This is a genomic window from Mycobacterium sp. URHD0025 (assembly GCF_000426065.1).
Lineage (GTDB): Bacteria > Actinomycetota > Actinomycetes > Mycobacteriales > Mycobacteriaceae > Mycobacterium.
The window spans coordinates 520,435-539,249 of the sequence record NZ_AUEQ01000001.1 but is presented as its reverse complement, the minus strand read 5'-3'; the positions used below and the strand labels follow the sequence as shown (position 1 = coordinate 539,249).

At 66.8% G+C, this 18,815-nt stretch carries 15 protein-coding genes; 9 read left to right on the top strand and 6 right to left on the bottom strand.

Going from position 1 to position 18,815, the window contains the following annotated elements:
* Position 1: 1 nt before the first annotated feature.
* From H977_RS0102570 to H977_RS0102550, 5 genes are read right to left on the bottom strand one after another with little or no spacing between them, the layout of a single operon-like run.
* On the bottom strand, positions 2-1,465 hold the full coding sequence (locus H977_RS0102570) for an aminotransferase class I/II-fold pyridoxal phosphate-dependent enzyme (protein ID WP_029106384.1): 1,464 nt from the start codon (positions 1,463-1,465) through the stop codon (positions 2-4).
* Positions 1,462-2,646: an amidohydrolase family protein gene (locus tag H977_RS0102565; protein ID WP_029106383.1), complete on the bottom strand. Its 1,185-nt coding sequence runs from the start codon at positions 2,644-2,646 to the stop codon at positions 1,462-1,464. Before H977_RS0102565 ends, H977_RS0102570 begins: the two co-directional genes overlap by 4 nt.
* On the bottom strand, positions 2,633-3,928 hold the full coding sequence (locus H977_RS0102560; protein WP_029106382.1) for an aspartate aminotransferase family protein: 1,296 nt from the start codon (positions 3,926-3,928) through the stop codon (positions 2,633-2,635). Before H977_RS0102560 ends, H977_RS0102565 begins: the two co-directional genes overlap by 14 nt.
* Positions 3,925-5,418 (bottom strand): APC family permease, encoded by a 1,494-nt coding sequence (locus H977_RS0102555; RefSeq protein WP_029106381.1) that lies wholly within the window; start codon positions 5,416-5,418, stop codon positions 3,925-3,927. Before H977_RS0102555 ends, H977_RS0102560 begins: the two co-directional genes overlap by 4 nt.
* Positions 5,419-5,444: 26 nt before the next feature.
* Entirely contained in the window at positions 5,445-6,764 is a 1,320-nt protein-coding gene (locus tag H977_RS0102550; RefSeq protein WP_029106380.1) for a type I glutamate--ammonia ligase, read from the bottom strand.
* Between the two features lie 134 nt (positions 6,765-6,898).
* Here H977_RS0102550 and H977_RS0102545 point away from each other — a divergent pair, with 134 nt between their 5' ends.
* From H977_RS0102545 to H977_RS0102520, 6 genes are read left to right on the top strand one after another with little or no spacing between them, the layout of a single operon-like run.
* Positions 6,899-7,696 (top strand): class II glutamine amidotransferase, encoded by a 798-nt coding sequence (locus tag H977_RS0102545; RefSeq protein WP_029106379.1) that lies wholly within the window; start codon positions 6,899-6,901, stop codon positions 7,694-7,696.
* A 5-nt stretch (positions 7,697-7,701) separates the two neighbouring features.
* Complete coding sequence (locus H977_RS0102540; RefSeq protein ID WP_231395851.1) at positions 7,702-8,604, top strand: MurR/RpiR family transcriptional regulator; 903 nt, start codon at positions 7,702-7,704, stop codon at positions 8,602-8,604.
* Positions 8,605-8,632: 28 nt separating this feature from the next.
* Positions 8,633-9,256, top strand: coding sequence for a TetR/AcrR family transcriptional regulator (locus tag H977_RS0102535; protein WP_029106377.1), 624 nt, complete (start codon positions 8,633-8,635; stop codon positions 9,254-9,256).
* 54 nt (positions 9,257-9,310) lie between these two features.
* A complete protein-coding gene (locus H977_RS0102530) occupies positions 9,311-9,619 on the top strand; it encodes a type VII secretion target (protein ID WP_029106376.1) in 309 nt (102 codons plus the stop codon).
* Between the two features lies 1 nt (position 9,620).
* A complete protein-coding gene (locus H977_RS0102525; protein ID WP_029106375.1) occupies positions 9,621-11,483 on the top strand; it encodes an alpha/beta hydrolase in 1,863 nt (620 codons plus the stop codon).
* Positions 11,480-11,989 carry a hypothetical protein gene (locus H977_RS0102520; protein WP_029106374.1) on the top strand — a complete coding sequence of 170 codons (510 nt, stop codon included), beginning with the start codon at positions 11,480-11,482 and terminating at the stop codon, positions 11,987-11,989. The genes H977_RS0102525 and H977_RS0102520 overlap by 4 nt, the downstream gene beginning before the upstream one ends.
* Here the strand turns inward: H977_RS0102520 and H977_RS0102515 are convergent.
* Entirely contained in the window at positions 11,986-13,074 is a 1,089-nt protein-coding gene (locus tag H977_RS0102515; protein WP_029106373.1) for a methyltransferase, read from the bottom strand. The genes H977_RS0102520 and H977_RS0102515 overlap by 4 nt on opposite strands.
* A gap of 144 nt (positions 13,075-13,218) precedes the next feature.
* On the opposite strand from H977_RS0102515, the gene H977_RS0102510 reads away from it, so the two are divergent.
* Genes H977_RS0102510 through H977_RS0102500 form a run of 3 tightly spaced genes read left to right on the top strand, consistent with a single transcriptional unit; the run spans position 13,219 to position 18,813 of the window.
* Positions 13,219-14,709 (top strand): DUF3375 domain-containing protein, encoded by a 1,491-nt coding sequence (locus H977_RS0102510; protein ID WP_029106372.1) that lies wholly within the window; start codon positions 13,219-13,221, stop codon positions 14,707-14,709.
* Entirely contained in the window at positions 14,706-15,458 is a 753-nt protein-coding gene (locus H977_RS0102505) for a DUF4194 domain-containing protein (RefSeq protein WP_231395850.1), read from the top strand. The genes H977_RS0102510 and H977_RS0102505 overlap by 4 nt, the downstream gene beginning before the upstream one ends.
* Complete coding sequence (locus tag H977_RS0102500) at positions 15,451-18,813, top strand: ATP-binding protein (protein WP_029106370.1); 3,363 nt, start codon at positions 15,451-15,453, stop codon at positions 18,811-18,813. Before H977_RS0102505 ends, H977_RS0102500 begins: the two co-directional genes overlap by 8 nt.
* Positions 18,814-18,815: the final 2 nt, after the last annotated feature.

Sequence of the window (18,815 nt, the reverse complement as noted above, 5' to 3'; positions counted from 1 at the left end):
GTCACCGCACCGCGGTCACGACGCCGAGTCCAGGGTCCGACGCGCTGATCGGGTTACCGGCCGCACGGAGTGCCCGCAACAGCGCGATGACGTCGGCGGTGAGCCTTTCACCCGGCATCACCAGGGGAATGCCCGGCGGATAGGGCGTGATGGCCTCGGCCGCGACGCGGTTGGTGGCCTGCTCCAGCGGCACCATCTCGGTGTCGGCGAAGAACGCCTCCCTCGGCGTCAGCACGGCCTGGGCGCGGTGTGCGAGCAGATCGGCGATGAGATCCTCATCCTCATCGTTGGGGTCGGCGCCGGCCCCCGCAGTCCCGGCCCACGCGGCCACCTCCGCGAATCCCCGGGCCAGCCGGTCCATGTCGGCATCGGTGTTGCCGATGGTGCTGATGCACAACACGTGTCCGGCGCCGCTGAGTTCGGGCTGTACGCCATGCACCTTGTTGAGGCGAGCGACGATGGCGCGGGCATCGACAGCCAGGTCTCGTGTTCCGATCAACAGCTTGGTCTCGTCGAGTCGATGGAATCCGGTCCCGGCTCCGGTGGATTCCGTAGGTCGCAACACCTGCAGGCCCTTGACGGTTTCCAGCCTGTCCGCCACCCGGCGAGCCCGGTCCAGGGCAGCACTGAGGAGTTCGTGTCCCCGGTCCATCATCTGTCTGCGGGCCAGGTCGATCGAGGCCATGATCGCGAAATGCGGACTCGTGGTCTGGATGAGCTGCAGGGACCGCCGCACCGTCACCGGATCCAGTGCCTCCGGATCGATGTGCAGGACGGCGGCCTGGCTGAGGCCTGACAAGACCTTGTGGACCGATTGCACGGTGGCCACCGCACCGGCCCGTTCGGCGGGCAATGGCAGCTCCGGGTGGAACGCGAAATGGGGAGAGTGCGCGCCGTCGACCAGCAGTCGGGTGCCGGTGCGCCGGCACACGTCGGCCAGCGCAGCGATGTCGGCGGTGGTGCCGTAGTAGGTGGGATGAAGTACCCACAGGGCTTCGGCTTGGTTTGCGGCCAAGGCCTTTTCGACCACGTCGGCGTCCAGTCCGTGCGCGATCCCGAAGCGTGGATCCCATCGGGGTTCGAGCCAGATGGGCCGTGCCCCGACCTGCACCAGCCCGGCGAGCACGGACTTGTGCGCGTTGCGCTGCACCAGCACGGGTTCCCCGGGCCGCAGCGCCGAGAGTGCCACCGCGATGTTTCCGGTGGTCGATCCCTGTACCAGGATGAAGCTCTGACCGACGCCCCACGCATCGGCGATCAACTTTTCGGCAGCCAGGATCGGGCCTTCGGGACAGTGCAGGGTGTCGGTGTCGGGCAGGTTGTTGAGGTCGACGGCGGCGAGGTGATCGCGCAGCCAGGGGTCGAGCGTGCGCCCGCCTTTGTGGCCGGGACTGTAGAACGGTGCCTGGTCACGTTCGACGAAGGAGCGCAGCGCCTCCAGAAGCGGTGCGCCGTCATGGTTCACAGCGGGTAGACCCGATTGGCGTTGTGTACGGCGATCATGTCGACGATGCGGATCGCGTCGGACTCGCTGCAGTCCCCGGTGCGCACCCACTCGCCGAGCGTCAGGCCCATCGTGCGCCGCCACAACACCGACCCCAGCAGGTGTAGTTCGGGTGGGCCGAACGCGTCCGACGAATACAGCTGTTTGGCGAACGGCGCCGTCTCCAGCGCCTCGGCGACGACGGCGCCCGATCGTGCCCCCAGGTAGTTGATGGCAAGGCCCACATCGAAATTCACGTGGTCGAAGGCCTGGGCCAGATAACCGGCCTGGCGGTGGAACGGGTAGCAGTGCAGCAGCAGCACCGGGACCGGCGCCATGGTGCGCAGCAAGGGCAGCAACAACATCGGGTCCGTGCGGTGCAGGTCGAGATCTCGGTCGCCGAACCCGACGTGCACCTGAATGGGCAGCCCGTGGTCGGCGGCTTCGTGTACCCCGAACGCGATCAGCACCGGGCTGTCCACCCGTCGCGAATCCCGCGCCGCGAGCTCCCGGGCGTGCTCGATCACCAGTTGATCGGTGGGCCGGGACCAGTCGATGTCGAATGACGTGCGATAGGCCGCAATGGTCTTGGTGCCCACGGTTTCCGGTGAGGCTGCGGCCTCCGACAGCGCCGCCCGGAAGGTGTCGGGGAACGCCTCGGGGCTGGTGCCGGACTCCAGAAGGTTCTGGGCCAGCTGCTCCAGTCGCAGGATCTCCGACGACGGCCGGCCGCTGAGTTCGGTGAGGCGCTGCGGCGTGGTGATCAGATCACCCTGGAATCCGGTGTCGACGATCCAGCGGTCGACGCCGGCCAGCGGCAACATGAGTGCGGCCAACTCGTCCGGAGTGTGGTCGCTGCGGCGGTTCCAGTACTCGTCGGCGCCGGCGCGGGCGGGCAGCCCCAGAACCGGTGCGCACCAACGCCGGATCGACAAGCCGAGCGGTGAGTCGAACTGCGTCATGAAATCAGGTATCGGGTCGGTGGACCCCTCGTTGATCGCGGCCTCGAAGCCGGCCCGGTCGACGAGTTTGTCGAACGTCCCGTGCACATGATGGTCGATCAACCTGACGGTGCGCAGATGCTCGGCGAGCGCTTCGGGTACCGCGTCGTGCACTCCGTCGAACACGTCGATCGTCGGGCCGGTGACGTCACCATCCGGCATAACGTGCGACCTCCTTCTCATCGACTTTTCCTGCGGCGGTGTCGGCGATCGCCGCGCCCAGAATTTCTGCGGCGCGGGCGGCTTGCTCCTCGGACAGCACCAATGGCGGGGTGATCTCCAGAACGTTGCCGCCGACGTAGTACACCACCGCACCGAGCTCCCACGCCCGGTAGCTCACCTGTGCCGCGGTGCGCGGATCGGGCTCGCCGGTTGCCGGATCGACCAGCTCCAGACCGATCGCCAGCCCGCGCCCGCGTACGTCGCCGATCTGTTCCGCGTCCAACGCCCGCAGCGCATCACGCAGCACGGCACCGACTTTCGCAGCCCGCTCGGGCAGTTGTTCGCCGACGATCGTCGCCAGCACGGCACGGCCCGCGGCGGTGCAGACCGGATTGCCCGCGGTGGTCAGCAGGGCCGAGGCCGCCGGTTCGTCGAGCAGTTCTGCCGGTCCGACCGCCGCCGACAGCGGCAGGCCGCCGCCCAGCACCTTGCCGAAGGTGACGATGTCGGGCACCACGCCGTCATGCTCGAACGCGTGCATGGTGCCGGGGCGGCCGAGTCCCATCTTGACCTCGTCGCAGATCATCGGCACACCATGGCGGCGACACAGCTGGTGCAATTGCGCCAGGAATCCGTCGGGCGGGACGACGAGGCCGCCGTCGGACAGGATCGGTTCGACGATCAGGCACGCGATCGTTCCGGTGCCCAGATGCTGATCGGCCAGTTCGAGGCAGGCGGCCACGTCGACGCCGACATCGCCGGCAGACGGCCGAAAAGGGTTGGGGTACGGCAGGAAAACCGCGTCGGGGTCCGGTGGGCTGCCGGCGTCGACGTGTACTCCGGACACGCCCATCGCGACACCGACGCCGCCGTGATAGCTGTGCTCGAACGCCAGCACGGTGCGCCGTCCGGTGGCATGACGGCAGGCGCGCAGCGCGACATCGTTGGCGTCGGAACCGGCATGGCCGAGGTAGACCCGGCGGTCACCCGATCCGGGAACAAGGGCCAGCAGGTCTTCGGCCAACCCCACCGAATCGGGGTGTACGGCCGAGAGCCCGCCTGCCCCGGGCGCGCTGCGGATCGCCCGGCTGACGGCCTCGGCGACAGCCGGATGCCCGTGGCCGAGGCCTGATGCGGTCCAGGTCGCGGACAGGTCGAGCAACTCCCGCCCGTCGGGGGTGACCAGTGTGCAGCCGCTGCCCGAGACCACTTCCAGCGGAAAGAACCGTAATTTCTCGATCCCGGCGATGGCGGCTTCGTCGCGGGCGTAGAGCGTGCTCACCGGACCTCCACAGGGGGTGTCAGCGCCAGCTCGGCAGTCAGCGATTCACCGACCCGTTTGGCGATACCCGAGGCGGCCAGTGCGATCACCAGACCGACCGCGCACCAGTACAGGCCCAACAATGGTGCGGCAGTCCAGGTTTCGGCGTCCTTGATGTTGAACCAGAGCACCACGGCGATCACCACGGCGCCCACCAGCGGCAGGGTGAGCCCCAGTACTTTGCCCTGTCCACCGTGTACCCCGACGAACTTGGGCGCGCCCACGAACCACGCCGCCGCGATCTCGACCAGCAGGTAGCACACCATGAGACACACCGAACCCGCCACCGCGAACAGGAAGTACGTGTCGATCGCGTCGTTGCCGGTGCCCATGTCGGGCCAGTCGAGCAGGCCGCAGATCACGTCGACGACGAGGGCCAGTGCGACCACGAGCCACGTGGCGCGGCGCGGACCGCCGGTCGCCTCGTGGATGTGCGCCAATGACTTCGGGCCGAAGCCGTCCCGGCCGAACGCGAACAGCATGCGGCCCGAGGTCGCCGCGGTCGCCATGTGGCAGCCGAACGCCGCGACGGTGGCGGTGAAGATGATGAGGAGGGAGAACCACTGGCCGACGTAGCTGCTGCCCAAGTCTCCCAACGTGTTTCCTGAACTTTGGAAGGCGGCCAGGCCGGCCTCGTCGGTGCCGAAGCCGATCACCTGGGCGAACATCACGACGACGAACAGCACGCCGGTGAGCATCAATGTTCCGCCCAGCGCCCGAGGAATGTTGCGCCCTGGGTTGTCGGTCTCCTCGCCCATCGATGCGCAGGCCTCGAATCCGGCCCAGGACAGGAACGCTGCCACCACACCGCTGAGCACCGCCGACGGCGATACGCCACTGCCGGAGAAGGAGAACACGCTGAAGTCGAATCCCGTGGTCGGGGCGCCGCCTTTCGCGAAGATCGCGACGACCAGCACGATCATCGCGACGATGCCGATGCCTTCGATGCCGAGCAGGATCTTGGCCAGTACCTTGATGTCGCGACCCGCCAGTGCGAACGAGATGGCAGCGCCGATCACCACGATGACCAACCACGGCACCTGGTAGGGATTGTCGTTCCCCGGTTGCAGTTGGGCGATGAACGCGTTGGTGAAAGCCGCTGTCAGCGCGAGGGTTCCGATCGAGAACCCGACATAGGCGCCCAGCATCGCGAAGCCGGAGAAGAACCCGGCGCGTGGCCCCACGGTGCCGCCGACCAGCGCGTAGGCGGAACCGGCGTGGTTGAGATGGCGGGTGAGCCGGACGAAGCTGTAACCGACCAGCGAGACGCCGACCAGGCCGATCAGAAAGACCAGCGGGAGTGCCTTACCCACAGTGGCGATCAGGCCCTGCCCGTTCCCGGACATCGCCAGGGTGGGACCGACCGTCGCGACCGACAACGCCAGCGCCACCCAGAACGGTAGGCGTCGGTGGGGTAGTTGATCGGGGTCGCCAGCGGCACTGGTTGTCATCGATGCTCCCTTCGGGGAATGAGCGGTCAGCAACTCCACGCCAGGCGCAACGCCTGGCAGGTCTGGGCGAGCGGGCGGTCGCCATAGGTGGTGAGCTCGTGCCGGCGGACGGCGACGAGCCCGTCGATGACTGCCGGTGTCAGCAGATCCGCGGCCGGCGCCGAGGACTCCAGCATGTCGATCACCTCGCGGTGGTCGGCCGGCAGTGGTTGCGATGAGGTGGCGGCCGGGTCGTCGGTGACCTCGGCCGGCAACGACAGGGTCTTGTCGATCCCGCGCAACGCACTGCCGAGTAGTGCCGCGGTGGCAAGGTACGGATTGGCGCTCGGGTCGATGATCTTCAGTTCGACGTTGGCGCCGTGCGGGTTTCCCGGCGTCGCCGCGATGAAACGTACTGCCGCTTCGCGATTCTCCAGGCCCCAGCATTTGGTGGCACCTGCCCAGTTGCCGGGCTTGAGGCGGGCCGCCGACAGGGTCGAGCCGGCGTACACCCCGAGCAGGTCCGGCAGACCGTCCAGCACTCCGGCGATCGCGGACTGCCCGGCGTCGCGCAGACCGTGCGGACCCGGGCCGCCGGACAGCAACGGCCCGTCGGCATCGGCGAGCGAGAGGTGCAGATGCGCACCGTTACCGGCTTCGCCCTCGAAGGGCACCGGTGAGAACGAGACCTTCATATCGTGGCGGGCGGCCACCCGGCCGATCACGATCCGCGCCAGGATGACAGCGTCTGCCACGGCCACCGGTGTGGCCGGAGCCAGCGACACCTCGACCTGGTCATGGCCGTATTCGGTGTGTAGCTGTTCGACGTCCAGCCCGGCCTTTTCGGCCGCGACTGCGAGGTCGACCAGGAAACCCGAGCGGTCGAGCGACGTGCGTATGCCGTATGGCGACCAGGGTTCGGCGCTGGCGTGGTCACCGCCCGCCGAGAGCAGGGTGAACTCCAGCTCCGCGCCGGCCAACACACTGAGGCCGCGGTCTGTGGCGCTGTGTTCGATCCCGGCCAGCAGCGCCCGGGTGCACAGCGGCGCGGGGTTGCCGTGCTGGTCGTACAGGCTTGCGGGGGCCCAGGCCACGCCATCGCCGATCAGGCGCAGGTCGTCGGGGTCGATACGGATCCGCAGGTCGCCGACCACGCCGATCTCGGGAGTGAAGGCGATACCGCTGTCCACGCAGAACACGCTCCACGACGGCGATACACCCATGCCGGACTTCTCGAATGCGGAAAGCCGCTGCAGCGGAACATATTTTGCCCGGGTCACGCCGGCCAGATCGGTCAGTGACCCCGCCACGATCTCGACGCCCCGGGCACGCAGATCCTCGGTACGTGACGTGATGGCTGCCGGCATAAGTCCCTCCTGAGGTACTGAACTCTCCGCGTACGCTATGTCATGAATGTTTCAGAAACTTTAATATCGTCGATCTAAGATTGATTTGTTAGATTTTGGGGGACTGAGGGTCCTGTGACGGAGGGGCGGAATCCATGTGCCGACTGCTGGGTGTGGTGTCAGCGCAGCCGATATCCGTCTGCGACGCCGTCGGGGCGCACGTGCTCAAGGATTTCGTGGTGTTGACCAAGGTGCACGGCGACGGCTGGGGCGTCGCCCGCATCGAGCAGTCCGGACAGGCCCCGAGCACCGAGGTGTCGCCCGGCAGCGCGCTCGACGACCCGGCGTTCGCCGCGGCGGTGGCCGGGCCGGCCGCCGTGGCCAGCGTGGTCCACCTGCGTTGGGCCACGAACGGTCTGGCGGTCCGGCCGGAGAACTCACACCCGTTCGTGGCGGATGGAATTGCCATGGCGCACAACGGTTCCATCAAACCCGCCGGTCTGCTCGACGAGCTGTTGGAGCGCGATGTCGCGGCATCGTTGCACGGCACCACGGACAGTGAGCGCTATTTCGGCGTCATCCGTCAGCACCGCCGCACCGCGCCTGATCTCGCGGAGGCGGTCCGTCGGGCGGTGGCGCAACTGCGGCCGCTGTATCCCGAGGCCAGCCTCAACGCCCTCGTACTCGGGGAGGGCCAGATGATCGCCGTGCATGCGCACGCCCACAGCTATCTGCCGGCCGAGGACGTCGAGGAGATCACCGCGGCCGACCTGCCCACCGAGCACCTCGAGGACTACTTCGCCCTGCGATGGGCCAGGCCGGCCGACGGCACGCTCGTCGTCGGTTCGACGGGGTTCGGCGATCTGGACTGGCAGGCGCTACCACCGGAAAGCGTCACCGCGATCTCGATGAGCGATCTGTCGATGGTCTCGGTGCCGGTCATGGCAGATTGACCGTCGTGGCCCCCGAATCGCCTCCGGAACCGACGCCTGCTGCAGAAGCGATGGTGGCCGCGTCGACTGTGGAGGCGCGCACCACCGCAGCCCTCCCGTCGCTGAGCAAAGCCGAGCGACGGGTCGGGAGGGCATTGCTCGCCGACTATCCGAGCGCCGGGCTGGCCAGCGCGGCCAGGCTCGCAGAGCGGGCCGAGGTCAGCCCGCCGACCGTACTTAGGTTTGCGCAGTCGCTGGGGTACGAGGGCTTCGCCGATCTTCAGGTCACCTTGCGGGCCGAACTGTCGACCAGATCGAGCGGACCGATCACCCGACTTCCGGATGCCCCGCCGGCCGGCGGCCTGCTCGAGCGCCTCCTACAGCAGGCCCGCGGACAGAACGACCGGGCAGCGCAGACACTCGCGATGCTTCCCGAATCCGCGGTCGAGGGTGCCGTCGGACTGCTGGCCGACACCAACCGGACCGTCTACCTGCACGGCGGGCGCTTCTCGCACCTGTTGGCCCTGCATCTGGCCGCACATCTCGAACAACTGCGGCCCGGGGTGCGGGCGCTCGCCGATCCCACCGGAAGCGATCTCGGCGCGCTGCTGGAACTGTCTCGCAACGACGTGGTGGTGTTGTTCGACTACCACCGCTACCAGCGCAGTGCGGCCGATCTGGCCCGGCGGGTACACCGGGCCGGGGCCACCGTGCTGCTCATTACCGACGATCTGGCCTGTCCCGTCGCACCGGAGGCCGAGGTGGTGCTCGCCGCGTCGAGCACCGTGGGTACCACCTACCAGAGCATGGCGGCCGGATTCCTGCTCACCGAACTTCTCATTCCACTGGTGATGGACGCGATCGGAGAACCCGCGCGGACCCGGATGGCGTTGTGGGAGGAGCAGCGGCGCACTGAGCTGCTGCCCTGACCGTCAATCGGGCGCTTATCCTGTTCGGATGGCAGGTGGAACGAAGCGGCTGCCGAGGGCCGTGCGTGAACAGCAGATGCTCGACGCCGCGGTGCAGATTTTCTCGGTCAACGGATATCACGAGACCTCGATGGACGCGATCGCCGCGGAGGCCGAGATCTCGAAGCCGATGCTGTATCTCTATTACGGCTCCAAGGAGGAGTTGTTCGGCGCCTGTCTGGATCGCGAACTGACCCGTTTCGTGGACGTGGTGCGCGGGGAGATCGACTTCACCCAGAGCCCCAAGGACCTGTTGCGCAGCGCCGTGCTGGCGTTCCTCACCTACATCGACGCCAATCGCGCTTCGTGGATGGTCCTCTACACCCAGGCCACCAGCTCGCAGGCCTTCGCGCACACCGTCCGTGAGGGCCGTGAGCGGATCATCGACCTGGTGGCCCGACTGCTCAGCACTGGCACGCGTAATCCTCAGCCCGACAGTGACTTCGAGATGATGGCGGTGGCGCTGGTGGGTGCCGGCGAGGCCATTGCCAGCCGGGTCAGCACGGGCGATGCCGACGTCAACGAGGCCGCCGAGTTGATGATCAATCTGTTCTGGCGCGGCCTGAAGGGCACCCCGTCCGACGCGGGTACGCAGTCGGTCTCCACGGGCTAGGTGCCGCCGGAATTGCTGTCCTGAGCCCCCTCACGGTGGCATTACGCTTCCAACATGGGTTCTGAGCTGAAGGTAGACCCGGCCGGGCTGCGGTCGGCTGCCGCGGCCGAGACGGCAGTGGGCGCGGCTGTCGCAGCACTCGGGATCGGGCAACCGCTGACCGCCGCGGCCGGTGCCATGCCCGGGCTGCGCAGTGGTGCCGCCTGCGGTGAGGTCTCGCCCGTCGTGGATGCTGCGGCCAAAGCCGTCGGCGACGAACTCGGTGCACATGCCGCCAAGCTGGTCGAGGCCGCCGCCGTGTTCGAGCGTGTCGATGACGCGTCCGCACGTCAGCTGACCAACTCGGCCCGCGCAATGGATTGACATGCCGGTTTCGATCTCTCAGGTGGAAGCCTCCAACCCTGAGGCACTGGTGCACAGCGGCGCCGCCGTCGGCGGCCGGGCCTCCGCGTTGGCCGCTCAGATGGATCAGCAGCGCGCCATCATCGACAAGCTGCGCGCCGGGTGGACCGGTAGCTCGGCAGATGCGGCCATCGCAAGTGCCACAGCGTCATTGGAACGTATGCAGCGGCTCCACGCTGCGCTCGGCGCGTTGAGTTCGGCGTTGCAGGACGGCGGTGGGGATCTGGTGCAGCAGCGCAGCCGCATCATGAGCACCGTCGGCCGGCTTCAAGGGCAGGGGTGGCAGGTCGCCGACGACGGAACGGTGTCGGTCCGTCCCGGCAGCTCACTCGACATCTTCGCCAGGTTGAGCCCGGTGAACCGGATGCTGCTGCAAGCGCTGGCCGCGAACGCATCGCTGGATCTGCAGACCATGCTGGCGCAGTTCGAAAGCACCGACGACAAGGTCGGGCAACAGGTGCGCGATGCCGCGGCGGCGCTCAATGGACCGGGCACCAAGGAGCCGCCCGCGCCGAGCGGTCCCAAGTCACTGGTCGACCGGCTGGCCGGGATGACGCCCGATGAACGGGCCGCGTTTCTCGCCGGACTCAGCCCGGAAGCGTTGCACGAGATGGTCCTCGCCGATCCGCAGGTGATGGGCAACACCGATGGCGTTCCGTTCGACACCAGGATCGAAGCCAACAACATCAACATCCGCAACGCACTGGCGGAGGAGCAGAAGAAGCAGCCCCCGGATGATGCCCGGGTCAAGCAGCTGCAGGCCATGCTCACCCCGATCAAGGATCCCAACAACAGCGGGCAGTTGGTGCCGCGCAAGTTCGTCGCGTTCTCCACCGAGGGCAACGGCCGGATGATCGAGATGATCGGTGACATCAAACCCGGTATCAAGGGCGTCGGCGTGGTGGTGCCCGGCACCAACACCAACCTGAACGGCAGCGGCTCGAATCACGCATCGGCGGTCGAATTGGCCGCCCAGAGCGGTTCGCCGGTCTTTCTGTACATGGGTGACGACTTCCCGCAGGGCCTGGACAAGGCGGCGGACCCGTCCTATGCCGCGTCGATGGCACCCAAGCTGGTGTCGTTCGGGCACGAGATCGATCGCGCCGTGGGTGAGGGGGCGCCGGGTACACCCGTCACCTATATCGGTCATTCCTACGGCGGTGCCATCGTCGGGACAGCCGAGCAGATGGGGTTGCGCGCCGACCGCATCCTGCACGCGTCCTCGGCCGGCACCGGAATCCTCACCGGGGAGTACACCAACCCGAACCCGAATGTGCAGCGCTATTCGATGACCGCGCCCGGAGATCCGATCTCGGTGGTGCAGTCGTTGCCGCGAGATGTCCCGATACCGAGCGGGATCCCCGGGATTCCGCACACCGTCGACGGGCAGGTCGGCAATCCGCTCGGTGGTCTGCCGTCGGCAACCGACCCGGACCGGATTCCCGGCGTCACTCGTCTGGACACCGGGTACTACGGCCGGGAAGGTGAGCACGCCAACCAGGTGATCGTGGGGCAGGACGCGCACGGAAAGTATTGGGACGATTACGAATCCGATGCGTTCCGGAACATGGTCGCCGTCATCCAGGGCGGTGAGGCCACCGGCTATGTGGAACGTGGCATCGAGAGCAACTACGTCGATATCGATCTCGGCGATGACGGTGACTTCCGGGCCGAAGCCTCCGATCAGGGCCGGGCCCAAGCCGGACCGAAGATCCCCGAACTTCCCTGGGATGACGACGGATCCTACGAAAGACGGCAACATCCGTGGGACAATCCGCGGGTGACCGACAATGCGGATCGCGGGCCACGAATACAGGTCAAATGAGACTTCTCACAGTACTTTTCATGGCGGTGACGGTGATGTTCACCAGTTCCTGCGGGCCTTCGTCCCAGGACCGGCCGCCCACCGACGACGAGGCGACGATGCAACCCACTTCATTGACCGTCACCGAGGCCGCACGCATCGCGGCCGGCTACGTATCGACGATCCTCGACAAGCCGGTCGATCCCAACCCCGCCCTGGCACGGAAAATCGGGTGCCGCACAGACGAGGCGTTGATGTCGGTGGGCCCGCCCTGGAAGGTGCAGGTCTACGAGTGGATACGAGATCCGGCCCCGGAGCTCGTGGAAGCCGTGTTCGATCGCATCCACGCCCTTGTGGGTGAGGGCTTCGAACCTGTGCCCTGGACACGGCCGGACCCAGAACCTCCCAACGACAAGACCTACCGTGATGCCCGCGGCTACGTCGTTTTCGCCAAAGCTGAAAACCGAGGCAGCGACGGCTATGTGCTGACGGTCCGAGCCACTTCACCCTGCGCGAACGACGATTAGACCGCCACACCCTCCACCACGCTGAACGGAGAGGCCGTCTCGACCACACGGGTGAGCCGAAACCCGGCCTGCTCATACAGGCTTCGGTAGTCGGCCTCTTTGCGTTCCCGGGCGGCGACGCCCACCAGCATCTCCATGTCGATCCATTTGCCCAGGAACTCGCGGTCGTGGTCGGGGATGACCGCCTCGACGAGGAGCAGATGGGCACCGGGCGTGGCGGCCGCACGCACATTGCGCAGGATCGCGATCGACTCGTCGTCCGGCCAGTCGTGAATGATGTTCTTCAGCAGGTAGGCGTCCGCGCCGGGCGGAACACCGTCGAAGAACGAACCGGGGACCACCTCGACGCGCTCGGCCATGCCGTATCTGCCCAGAAGTTCCGGTGCTCCCTCGACCACCGCCGGCAGGTCGTAGAGCACGCCGCGGGCGGCGGGGGCCGCGGTCAGTACGGCGGCCAGCAGCCGGCCGTGGCCACCGCCGACATCAGCGACGGTGCCGAAGCGGGTGAAGTCGTAGGCCGCCACCACAGGCGCGATCGCCAACTCGGAGATGCTGGTCATGGCGTCATTGAAGATCGCCGACAGTTCCGGATCGGAGGCGATGTAGTCGAACGGCTGCTGACCCCGCAGCTTGGGAATGACGGCCTCACCGGTTCGGACCGCGTCGTCGAGATGGCTCCAGTGTTCGCGATGCTGCACCGAGCCCACGAACCGCGCCATCGCGCCCACAGACACCGGCGCGTCCGTGCGCAAGGTGTCGGCCAGCGGGTTCAGCGCGTAGCGCCCGTCGCGGGTGCGACGGAAGATGCCTTCGCTGACCAGTGCGCGCATCAGCCTGTCCAGGGTGTCGGGATTTGCGTCGACGCGGCGGGCCAGCTCATCGGGGCGCAGAGGGCCGTCGGCGAGCGCATCGGCCACCCCGAGCTGCGCGGCCGCCGCGATGCCCTGGGCGACCCATGCGCCCAGGATCATCTCCAGCATCGCCGCGGGCGGCGGTACCGCCCGTTGATGCAGGCGGCGCAGATGGTGGCGGACGCGTTCGACCGCGCGGACCAGGCCGGCGGGTGGCACCTTGGCGGGAGTCACCGGATGACTGTAGGGCAGGTTGGTTGAGGTGTCGGTCACAATGGCCCATCGCGATGGTGAACAGCAAACGGAACTGGCGTCGGAAGCGGTTGCGTCAGCCGCCTAAAGTGGTGCCGATGTCCACTGCGAAACGAACGGCCGGTCATGGCTGACGGCGGTGCCGGCGATCGGGCTTCGGCCGAACAGTCACTGGACCAGCTGTACCAGCTCAACCGCGAGGTGGCCGATTCCCGCTCGTCGCGGCTGCTGGCGACGAACAACCTGGCCACCTACCTCACGCTGATGGAACGCCACCTGGACCGCGGCGCCAAGCTCACGGAGATCGACCTGGTGGTCCGGCTGGAACGCGATCTGGCGGACCTCGGCTCCGAGACCGATCAGTCGGGCCTGTCGCTGATCAAGTACTGGGCCGGCCAGGGTTGGCTGCACCGGATCACCGAGCAGTTCGGCGACACCGAACGCAATGTCTGCTACCTCACCTACGAAGCGCGGGCCGTGCTGGATTTCGCGCGCCGCATGCGCCGCGAGGACACTCTCGCCACCGGCGGATCGATCACGGGGATCGCGGCCGGGCTGCGCCGCGTGGCCGGACAGGTCAGCAACGACCCGGACCGCATCCGCGCCGACATCGAAGCCGAGATCGCCAAGCTGCGTGATGAATTGGATGCCCTCGAGCAGGGGCAGCGGCCAGAACCCGACCTGGTGGACGTCGAAGACGAGGCCCGCGCCATCGCGTTGCAGATGGAGCAGATCATCTCCGACATCGGGCAGTACGGCAGCATGTTGAATCGCATCACCACCCGGCTGCTGGATACCTCCGCCGACACCGATCTCGGTTACCGGGAACGTCAGCGTCAACTGTTCGACGATTACGAGTCACTGTTCGCCTCCCGCGAGAGCGCGTCCTACACCGCCTTCACGCGGATGATCCAGGATCCCGAGCAGCGGGCCGCGCTGGTGGCCGACATCGAAGAGGTGACCCGTGAGCTCCCGCACCTCGACCCGGGCCTGCGTGAGGTGATGACGGGTTTCTTCAGCCTGGTGTCGGCGCAGACGGCCGAGGTGGGCCGGACCCGGCAGCGCTGTGCCCGCCGGATCAAACGCTTCGTCGCTTCCGGCACGCTGGAGCAGAGCCGCGGTGTCACCCGGCAGCTCAACGATGCGCTGGCCGGCGCGCACGAACTGCTCGCCGTCTCGCTCGCCGACAGCCGGATCGGCACCGAGGTGCCGTTGGTTCGTACCGACTTCAATTCGATTGGCGCCGTGGCCTTCAAGATCCGTGACGCCATCCCGCCGTCGCAGGCCGAGACATCGGAAGGCGAGGTGAACCTGTCGGCGTTCTCGGCCTTGGCCTCCCAGGTGGATGCCGCCGAGCTGGCCGAGCTGATCAACGGCGCGGTCGCGACCGGCCCGCTGTCTCTGCCCGACGCGATCGGCATGCTGGACTCGGCCTATCTGGGACATGTGATCGTGCTGTGGTCCTGGGCGCTCAAACAACACACCGAGGACGGCGCCGAAGCCGCTCCTTCAGCCCGGGTGCGGTTTCGGTCGCTGGAGGGCACCGATCGCGAAATCGAGATTCCCCGACTGGTTTTCACCGAACCGATCCCTACTGTCAGCGAGACCATGCTATGACCGATATCCCGGACACCTCTCCGATCTCAGATCAGGCGATCGACTTCGACGCGCTGCCGAGCATCGACTCCGTCGAACGGTCCACCGATCAACGTCGTGCGCCCCGCTTCGACGGGGACGTCAGCGAGTTGCCCGACCGGGCCTGCTGGGCACTGCAGCACCTGCTGTCGCGTCGATACGTCAGCAAGGACAACCACTCCGAGTTGTGGTCGTGGGTCACCCGCTATCGCACCGAGCTCACCGTGCGATTGTCGGAACTCGATATGCGGCTGTGCATCTCGGATGATCACGACATCGCCTACGTCGAGCAGGCCGACTACGAGTCGCAGTGGCGACGCCGGTTGCTGCGCCGCGAGACCCTGAACACCTACGATTCGATCCTGGCCCTTCACCTGGCCAAGCTGATGCGGGCCGCGGCGCGCGACGAGAATGTCCTGATCAGCCGCGACGAGATCCACGAGCTGTTCGCCGGCGTGAACAACGACACCGACCGCGACGTCGCATCCTTCGACAAACGGATCGACAACGCGATCGAGCGGCTCACCGACATCGAGATGCTCGCCCGCAACCGCGAGGACGAGGACAGCTTCACCATCAGCCCTGTGGTCAACGCGATCATGACGGCCTCGATGATCACCGAACTGCAGCAGCAGTTCGAGCAGCTCAAGCGGACCGCCGACGGCACCGGCAACGATGCCGACGAAACCGATGACGCACGACTTGACGACGAAGTGGACGCTCATGGCTGACCCGACCAACCAGTTCTCCCTGTCACGCCTGCAGGTGATCAACTGGGGTGTGTTCGACGGGTACCACTCGATCCCGTTCAGCCGGCACGGCACGCTGATCACCGGATCCTCCGGCAGCGGCAAATCATCACTGCTGGATGCGATTTCGCTGGCCTTCCTGCCGTCGCACCGCCGGAACTTCAACGCCTCCGGCGATACCACCGCCGCCGGTTCGGGAACCGGCAAGCGCACCGTCGACAAGTACGTGCGCGGTGCGTGGGGCGAGCGGCGCGAGGGCACCAGCCGCCAGATCATGTACCTGCGCGGAACCGGTCCGGCCTGGTCGGCTGTCGCGGTCACCTACAGCGACCTCACCGGGCGCTCGGTCACCGGTTTGGTGCTCAAATGGCTGGCCGCGGAGAAGACCTCGGATCCGGGCAGTCGCTACTACCTGATCGACGACGATCGGGACATCTTCGGCCTGTGCAACCGATGGGCGGCCAATAGCTATGACGCCGCGGTGTTTCGCGACGACGGGTGGACCGGCGGACGCAGTGAGAGCCAGTACCTGGCCCAGTTGTACTCCAGCATCGGCATCCGGGCGTCGGAGGCCGCCCAGCAGCTGCTCGGCAAGGCCAAATCGCTGAAAAGTGTTGGTGGCCTTGAACAATTCGTCCGCGAATTCATGCTCGACGAGCCGGCCAGCCTCAGCGGTGTCGAAGAGGCGCTGGAGCAGATCAACCCGCTGGTCGAGGCCCGCGGCCTGCTCGATGTGGCACGCCGCAAGCGCAATACTCTGGGCAATATTGCTGCGGTACAGGCCCGTTACGCCGAAGAGGCGGCCAAGTTCGGGGTGATCGACACCATCGACAACGCGATGATCCGGGATTACGTCGACCATGTCCGGCTGGCGCAGGCCGGCCCGGAGATCGACAATCTCGACGATCAGATCACTCAGCTCGGCGCCCAGCGTGACGAGTTCGGTTCGCAGCAGCGGCAGTTCAAGAACGAGCACAACTCGTTGATGGCGCAGATCAACACCGTCACGGTGGATCTCGTGCCGCTGCAGCAACGGTTGACCGAGGCCGAGCGGATCAGCGAGGAGGTGTCGCGCCGGCGCTCCACCTACGAGGACAAGGTCACCTCACTGGGGTTGACTCCGCCGGACAACGGCGAGGAATTCTGGTCGCTGCGTGAGACATTGATGGAAGAGGCCGACCGGCTGCACCGGGAGTTGTTCACCGGTAACCAGCCTTACGTCGAGGCATCGGCGAAAGAAGTGAGGGCTCGCGAGGCACGCGAGAGTATTGAGTCTGAGTTGGAGCGGGTGCAGCGGCTGGGCTCCCCCCTGCCCAGGACCGAGTACGAGATGCGGGCACGCATCGCCCGGGCGCTCGACATCTCCGAGCGCGATCTGGTCTACGTCGCCGAGCTCATGGAGCTCAAACCGGAGGAGTCGCGCTGGCGGCTGGCCGTCGAAAAGGTGTTGCGCGGGGCGGGATTACGCCTGCTGGTTCCCGATGCCCACATGGAACGCGCGTTGCGGTTCGTCAACGAGAACGACATGCGCGGCCGGATCCAGCTGCAGCACGTCCAGCACGGCTCACAACTACGGACCCCGCCTGCGGGCACGCTGGCCACCAAACTGCAGCTCGCCGACCCGACGCACGACAGCGCCGTTGAGGCGCTCAACGTGATCGCGGCGGTCGGTGACTACGTGTGTGTCGACGGGCCGGGGGAGTTCACCGAGCAGTCCCGTGCCGTCACCGACCAGGGCCTGCGCAAGGACAGCGGGCGGCTCTCGATCAAGGACGACCGGTCACGGCTACGGCCCTCGGATTACATCTTCCTGGGCGGTACCGCGGCCAAAATCGAAGCACTGCAGGATGATCTGGCCGCCGCGCAGGACGTGTACCAGGTGGCGCGGACCGCACGTGAGCGTCTCGACGAGCACCGCGGCCAGCTGCAATCCCGGGAGCGGGCCTGCCGGGCACTGTGCGACCAGTTCATGCAGTGGAGCGATATCGACACCGATTCGGTGGACGAGATGCTGGAGCGCCTGCAGGACGAACACGATCTGCTGGTCTCCGACAACCCCGACGCCGAACGGCTGCAACACCGGGCCGACGAATGCTGGGAGCGGGTCGAGAAGGTCATCCAGCAGATCGGTTCGCTCAACGAACGCGAGACCACGCTGGACCGCAGGCGGACCGCACTTCTGGAGCTGAGCGAGGTCCTGACGGCGCGGTTGGGGTCCAGCGAATTCCCGTCGCATGCCCGCGACACCATCGACGGCTACGCCGCCGACATCGCCCTGACCCTCGAGCTTCTCGACTCCGAGCCGTACCGGGCCGAGCTGACCCGCGTCATCAGCCGCGAGCGGGACCGGCTACGCGCGGACCGTAATCGCTCTCACGATGAGCTCGCAGGCATCATGGCCGCCTACGACAGCTCGTTCCCCGATGCCATTCCCAACGACAGCGATGTCTTCGACGAGCGGGTGCACGACTATGTGGCGCTGTGCCGTCGGATCGACGAGCGCGAGCTGCCCGACGCCTACGAGCGCATGCAGCGGTTGATCACCGAACAGGCACCGGGTGCGATCCTGAACCTGCACATGATCGCCGACAACGAGGCGCGGCGGATCACCGAGCAGATCGCCCGGGTGAACACCGGTCTGGGGGCGGTGGAGTTCAACCGCGGTACGCGATTGACGCTGCATGCCGGCACCCGGCATCTGGCGGCGGTCGACGAACTCAACGAGAAGGCGCAGCGCATCTCGTCGCGGGTGTCACTGGTGAGCTTCGGCGACGAGACCGCGATGTTCGAGCAGTACACCGACATCCTTCAACTACGAAAATTGTTGGCCGGCAATACACCCGAGGACCGGCAGTGGACCCGTGATGCGCTGGATGTGCGCAACCGGTTCGTGCTGTACTGCGAGGAGCGCGACGCCGCAACCGGCGAGGTGATCCGGACCTACAGCAACTCCGGCGACAACTCCGGTGGTGAGCAGGAGAAGCTCATGGCGTTCTGCCTGGCCGGCGCCCTGAGCTTCAACCTGGCCAGCCCCGACAGCGATGACACCAGGCCGTTGTTCGCCCAGCTCATGCTCGACGAGGCGTTTTCCAAGTCGGATCCGCAGTTCGCCCAGCAGGCGTTGTCGGCGTTCCGCAAGTTCGGTTTCCAGTTGGTGATCGTGTCGACCGTGCAGAACAGCACGACGATCCAGCCCTACATCGACAACGTCGTGATGGTGTCCAAGTCCGACGCGTCGGCGCCCAATGCCCGGCCGGTCGCGTCGGTGACCTCGGCCTCGATCTCCGAATTCGCCGATCTGCGACGGACTTCCGGGGACGCCGTACCGAGCGTGTGAGA

Bases quoted from the DNA above. Each gene is read 5' to 3' on its own strand.
- H977_RS0102510 (WP_029106372.1), top strand. From the start codon at position 13,219: ATGGCTGACGGCGGTGCCGGCGATCGGGCTTCGGCCGAACAGTCACTG.
- H977_RS0102555 (WP_029106381.1), bottom strand. From the start codon at position 5,418: ATGACAACCAGTGCCGCTGGCGACCCCGATCAACTACCCCACCGACGC.
- H977_RS0102565 (WP_029106383.1), bottom strand. From the start codon at position 2,646: ATGCCGGATGGTGACGTCACCGGCCCGACGATCGACGTGTTCGACGGA.
- H977_RS0102545 (WP_029106379.1), top strand. From the start codon at position 6,899: ATGTGCCGACTGCTGGGTGTGGTGTCAGCGCAGCCGATATCCGTCTGC.
- H977_RS0102530 (WP_029106376.1), top strand. From the start codon at position 9,311: ATGGGTTCTGAGCTGAAGGTAGACCCGGCCGGGCTGCGGTCGGCTGCC.
- H977_RS0102550 (WP_029106380.1), bottom strand. From the start codon at position 6,764: ATGCCGGCAGCCATCACGTCACGTACCGAGGATCTGCGTGCCCGGGGC.
- H977_RS0102505 (WP_231395850.1), top strand. From the start codon at position 14,706: ATGACCGATATCCCGGACACCTCTCCGATCTCAGATCAGGCGATCGAC.
- H977_RS0102500 (WP_029106370.1), top strand. From the start codon at position 15,451: ATGGCTGACCCGACCAACCAGTTCTCCCTGTCACGCCTGCAGGTGATC.
- H977_RS0102535 (WP_029106377.1), top strand. From the start codon at position 8,633: ATGGCAGGTGGAACGAAGCGGCTGCCGAGGGCCGTGCGTGAACAGCAG.
- H977_RS0102520 (WP_029106374.1), top strand. From the start codon at position 11,480: ATGAGACTTCTCACAGTACTTTTCATGGCGGTGACGGTGATGTTCACC.
- H977_RS0102525 (WP_029106375.1), top strand. From the start codon at position 9,621: ATGCCGGTTTCGATCTCTCAGGTGGAAGCCTCCAACCCTGAGGCACTG.